We start from the raw sequence: 4,915 nt of genomic DNA, 5'->3' as shown, positions 1-4,915 counted from the left end.
TTGGCCGGGAATGTTGACTGAGAACATCACCATTTTCCCAGTTCAGGAGGGGCATTTCCATTCCACACGCGGCTCGATCCGGCTACTTACATCGGTGGATCAAGGTTAAGTGTGAGGCGATCGCGTACCACGAGCGGCAGTCGATCTGGGTTCTCGCCCTGCAGTGCCTGCTCGACCAGCGTGCGTGCTTCGCCGAAGTCGCGGGCGCCGACGGAGAAGTCGACTCCCACCCGGAAATCGTTGAGCAACTCGTCGTCATCGGGTCGGATCAGATCGACCATCATCAGCCTCCTCGTCTCTCGCGCCGGCTTCCCGTCCCTACGTGGGTGCGGCACTCATCCAGGGAGGTAGGCGTCGCACCCGACGAGGAGCACGCCGACTGGCCGCGGGGTTGTTGATGGTCGCTTCCTTGCGCATCGTTCTCAACTCGCGTCGAGGCTGTTCTCCCAGCGATCCAGCCGCGATTCGATCAACGGCAAATAGGCTTCGTCCCGCTCGACGGCGGTCACCGCGAATCTTGCTTGCAGCGCGGCTTCGATTGTGGTCCCGGACCCGGCGAAGGGCTCGAGGACGCGACCTCCCGTGGGGGTGAGCAGCTCGATCAGCCAGCGCATCAGCGCCAAGGGCTTCACGGTCGTGTGCGAGACTCCGAACGCGCGGGGACGTTCCTCGGTGCCGGGCTTGGCTTCGAACCGGAAGATCGGGAACCGCGCCGAGACTGGCGTTTCCGCGTCCCAGGTTCCGGTGAGGGCATCCAGAGCGTCGGCCTGGCTCTGGTCGAGCGCGACGTTCGTCGGCCACTTCCCGTCGCCGAACCGGCCGGCATCCACATGGATCGCCCCGGTGCCATACTCGAGCACATTCGCCACGGTGGTTCCGGCTATCGGGGTACGGGCGATGATGATCGGCTCGAAGGCCGGGCGCAGCGCCGTGCCCCACCCGTCCCATTCCTTCGCGTCGTCCGTGACCGGGGCGCCGCGCTCGGTGACGGTGTGGGTCGTCCCGAGCACTTCGCCGGTGTCGCTGCGCTGCACGACGCGGTCGGCGCGAGTGATCCCGTGGTGCTTGTCGATCGCATAGGAGATGTCCCTGCTCTTGGGCATGCCGGTCGAGTGCAGCCAGGCGACCTGATCACGGATCTGCAGGCCTGCACGCTCGAGGCCGCGCACCATCCGGTGCCACGTGCGTGCACCCCCGAACGCTGCAACGTGCGCGCCCGGCTTCAACGCGTGCACGGCACCGGCACCCCATGCCGCGCACCACTCCTCGAACACCTCCGCCGGGCTCATCCCGGAGGTATCGACGCCGGTGAGGGACTCGCGGAACCCGGTGACGTCGTCCCAGTCCTGTCCGTTAAACGCGAGTCCATAAGGCGGGTCCGTGATCAGCGAATCCAGGCTGTGCGCCGGCAGAGTGGACAATACGGCGATCGCATCGCCCAGATAGATCTGGGCTGAACTGCGATCGATTCGCGGTTCGGGTGTCGACGCGGGCGATTGTGGGGGAATCGACACGGGAGGACCTCCTGGCAGTCGGCCGGCTCGCGGGTTTCGCGAGGCACACGGCACCTGCCAGGTGCGCGCTCGTCCGTCCTCGCCCTTCACGCGGTCCGCTGATCACCCAAGCGCGCGATCTGCGAAGCTCGATCCTCGAGTCGCGACGACACTCGCCCGCGGGGTGCGATCTGCAGGCCGGAGTCGGGTCCACCGCGCGCCAGAACAGCCAGGGGTATCTGCCAGCGAAGAGGTGGTCCACACGATCGGCAATCGACGTTAAGAGGCTCATCGCAATTGAGGGTGTAGGTGGTTCCTGAACCCGCCGGTTTCGAGCAGCGATCGGGCGATGTAGTTCGTCAGGTTCCGGGATCCCAAGTTCGACCCGCGAAGGTGCTCGAGGCGGCCGTTGATGGCCTCCGTGGGGCCATTGCTTGTGCCGGGGCGGTCGAAGAACGCGAGGATACCGGCGGCGCGTTGCTTGAGCGTCCGTCGGAGCTTGCGCTGCTCGACGAGCAGGCCCGGCACTCCGCTTGCGATGGAGTCGATGAGCTGCTGCATGACGAACTTGCCGAGCCCTCGGTCGGGTTCCCGGTAGGCGGTGACCATGCGCTGGTAGATGCCCCAGGTCGCCTCGACTTCGGCGTTCTGCTCGTCGGCGAACAGTGCTTCGAGGCGTGCTTGCTGCTTCTCGGTGAGGCGCCCGGCACCGGTGTGGAGAGTGCGGCGAGCCTTGTAGAGCGGGTCGCTTTTCCGGCCCCGCCTGCCGAAAGTGTCGCGCTGGACGCGGCGGCGACACTCGTCGAGCGCGTCACCAGCCAACCTCAGGACGTGGAAGGGGTCCATCACCGTCACCGCGTCGGGCAGCTCTTCAGTGGTGGCGGTCTTGAAGCCGGTGAACCCGTCCATCGCCACGACCTCGACACCGTCCCGCCAGGACTGCGGGCGGGCCACGAGCCAGGTCTTGAACACGGCCTTCGAGCGACCTTCGAGCATGTCCAGCAGCCTGGCCGGCCCAGTCTTCTCACGGACCGGCGTCAGGTCGATGATCACGGTCACGTATTTGTCGCCCAGGCGAGTGTGCCGCCAGACGTGCTCGTCGACGCCGATCACTCGGACACCGTCGAACCGGCCCGGAACGTCGATCAGACGACGTTTGCCCTCGGCGAGGATCGCGGTGTTCGCCGTGTGCCAGGACACGCCCAGGCCAGTGGCGGCGCGAGAGACGGTGAGGTGATCCAGCACGATGGCCTCCAACGCCCACCGCATACCGCCGCGAGACAACTTCCCCCGCGCAGGCGCCGCCGCGGTGAGGTCTTCGCGCCAGGAACGCCCGCACCCGGCGCACGCGTATCGGCGGACGCGGACCAGCAGCGTCGTCGGGCGGTGACCGCACGGCTCGTGCGCGAGCAGGCGTGCATCCGTCCCTCGGGAGATCGCCTGGCTGCCGCAACCCCGGCACCACGGGGCCGGCTCGGCGACGCGGCAGATCCGGTTCGAGACGCTGGCCCACGGCCATAAGGCCAAGCTCGTCGAGGCGGCAGAATACGGTCAAATCAGGGGTCGCGAAGGTAGTGTGGTGCACGTCGAGGTCTTCTGGATGGGCAGTGTAGGAACTCCCATCATCGGAAGGCCTCGACCCTCACCCAGGCACCGACGCACTCAACCACCTACCCCCGTATCTGCGAAGAGCCAACATACCCACCAACCGAGCGCCCTGGGCGCCGGCAGGTTGGAACACAAGAGTCGCCCACGCGCGGCTCGTGAACGTGACCTGCGCGTCACCGCGCATTTCGTCTGCTGGAACAGGCACGCGCACCAGGAGAAGCGAGCGTCATCGCACGAGAACGCATTGCTGAAACCAGGGACCTACGACGCCGCACCGGACAGGCGGTGAGCCGAAATCGCGTAACCACGTGGACTGACCCCGTATCGGCGCTTGAAAGCGCGGCTAGCGATCGACGGCTCAGACCATCCAACAGCCGAGGCAGCCTCACCGACGCTCATGCTGGTCGCGGCCAGGAGCTCAGCCATCCGCTCCACCCGTAGCCGTCGCAGATATGCAGCCGGTGAAGTGCCGAGATCGCGGCGAAAGACGCGCCCCAGTTGAGATGTCGATAGCGCAACCATAGCGGCGACTTCATCAACCCGCCACGCGCGCTGGAGATCGGCCCGCATCAGGTCGAGCGCTGCGATGACCTCTCGTCGAGGTCGACGGAAGCCGTACTCGGGTTTCCCCGACCACGAGTCCGTGGCCGCAGCACTCGTCCCGACTGCATGCAATGCTTCGGACGCGAGGGAGAGCCGCGCAAACTCATGAGCTGCGCCCTGCGGTAAGTGTGTCAGTCGTAAAAGAGGCACCAAAAGGTCGTGCATCGCATCATGCGGAACGTGGAGGCATTGCAAACCGATGTCACCCATCATCGCGTTTCTGAGGTGGTGCACAACTGGATGCGCAACCGACAACCATCGCACCTGTTCTGCCACATAGTCTTCATTCAGGTAGAACGTGACCGTACGAACATTGCCATACGGCAGACCTTCACACACGATACCGCAGGGAATAGTCAGCACCGTTCCCGTGGACAATGTCATCGTCTCATTCTCGGTCTGAACATCCGCCCAGCCTGAGAGAGTGAAGACCAGCTTTACCGCCTCAACCGAGACCGGACCCGTCGGTGTCGAACCCGACGCCTCTCGTACGCACAGCGGCGTTTGCACTGTATCGAAGATCCGTGTCACGCGCCTTACCGTCGTGCTCGATTGCCGACGAGTACGGATGGTGTCCGAACGCGGGCTCATGACCGTGGACCTGAGGATCACGCTGCGGCGTGGACGTGGCTCGGAAGCGACGGGGCACGCCAGGAGGTACGGTCGGTGTTCATGCGGAAGATCTCTTCACATCATCGGCCGGGTCGCTATCGGTCTGCTGTCCGAAGACGATGCCGGTGAGGAAGAGGGCGAGCTTGCGCTTGAACCAAGCTCACCGGCCGGTGCTGAGAGCCTGTCACATCCGCACCTGGACCGCAGAACCCCCAAACGCGGTGTCGCCGTCTGTGGACCAGAGAATCCGGACTTCTTCGCGCAGGTTCTGGCTCCTTTTCCTGACGTCCTTCATGAGCTACTACATCGTACGGCTCCGCCCACAATGTGGGAGGGCGACGGTAGTTCGGTCGTTGTCGGGTTGCCATGATTTCGGTGTATCACTGTTGGAGGGTCGCTAGAGTTACTCTCGTCTTAGTTGCCAGCCTTGGGCGTGTAGTCGTTCGTTCCAGAACTTCGCGTATCCGGCCCCGGAGTTGATGAGTTCGGTGTGGGTGTCGCGCGTCAGACTTAGTGGCAGGGCCGTTATGTAGGTCCTGAAGGAGAGTCAGACATGGGTAGACCACCCTCGATTCCGGCGGAGAAGAAGACCCGGATAG

At 64.7% G+C, this 4,915-nt stretch carries 3 protein-coding genes and 1 pseudogene; all 4 read right to left on the bottom strand.

The window, feature by feature from the left end; all coding sequences use genetic code 11:
* Window positions 1–86 precede the first annotated feature (86 nt).
* The 4 genes and pseudogenes from ACFFN1_RS13855 to ACFFN1_RS13840 all read right to left on the bottom strand — a co-directional run bounded on the left by ACFFN1_RS13855 (window position 87) and on the right by ACFFN1_RS13840 (window position 4,235).
* Complete coding sequence (locus tag ACFFN1_RS13855; RefSeq protein ID WP_376841424.1) at window positions 87–284, bottom strand: hypothetical protein; 198 nt, start codon at window positions 282–284, stop codon at window positions 87–89.
* A gap of 138 nt (window positions 285–422) precedes the next feature.
* The gene (locus ACFFN1_RS13850; protein WP_376841423.1) at window positions 423–1,514 is read right to left on the bottom strand and encodes a DNA-methyltransferase; all 1,092 of its coding nucleotides are present in this window, start codon (window positions 1,512–1,514) and stop codon (window positions 423–425) included.
* Between the two features lie 267 nt (window positions 1,515–1,781).
* Window positions 1,782–3,078, bottom strand: a pseudogene (locus ACFFN1_RS13845) (ISL3 family transposase).
* Window positions 3,079–3,362: 284 nt separating this feature from the next.
* The gene (locus ACFFN1_RS13840) at window positions 3,363–4,235 is read right to left on the bottom strand and encodes an AraC family transcriptional regulator (protein WP_376841422.1); all 873 of its coding nucleotides are present in this window, start codon (window positions 4,233–4,235) and stop codon (window positions 3,363–3,365) included.
* Between the last annotated feature and the right edge of the window lie 680 nt (window positions 4,236–4,915).

The sequence above is a fragment of the Brevibacterium otitidis genome, assembly GCF_042429315.1.
GTDB lineage: Bacteria > Actinomycetota > Actinomycetes > Actinomycetales > Brevibacteriaceae > Brevibacterium > Brevibacterium otitidis.
The sequence above is the reverse complement of the archived record's forward strand: the minus strand, read 5'-3'. Positions and strand labels throughout refer to the sequence as shown.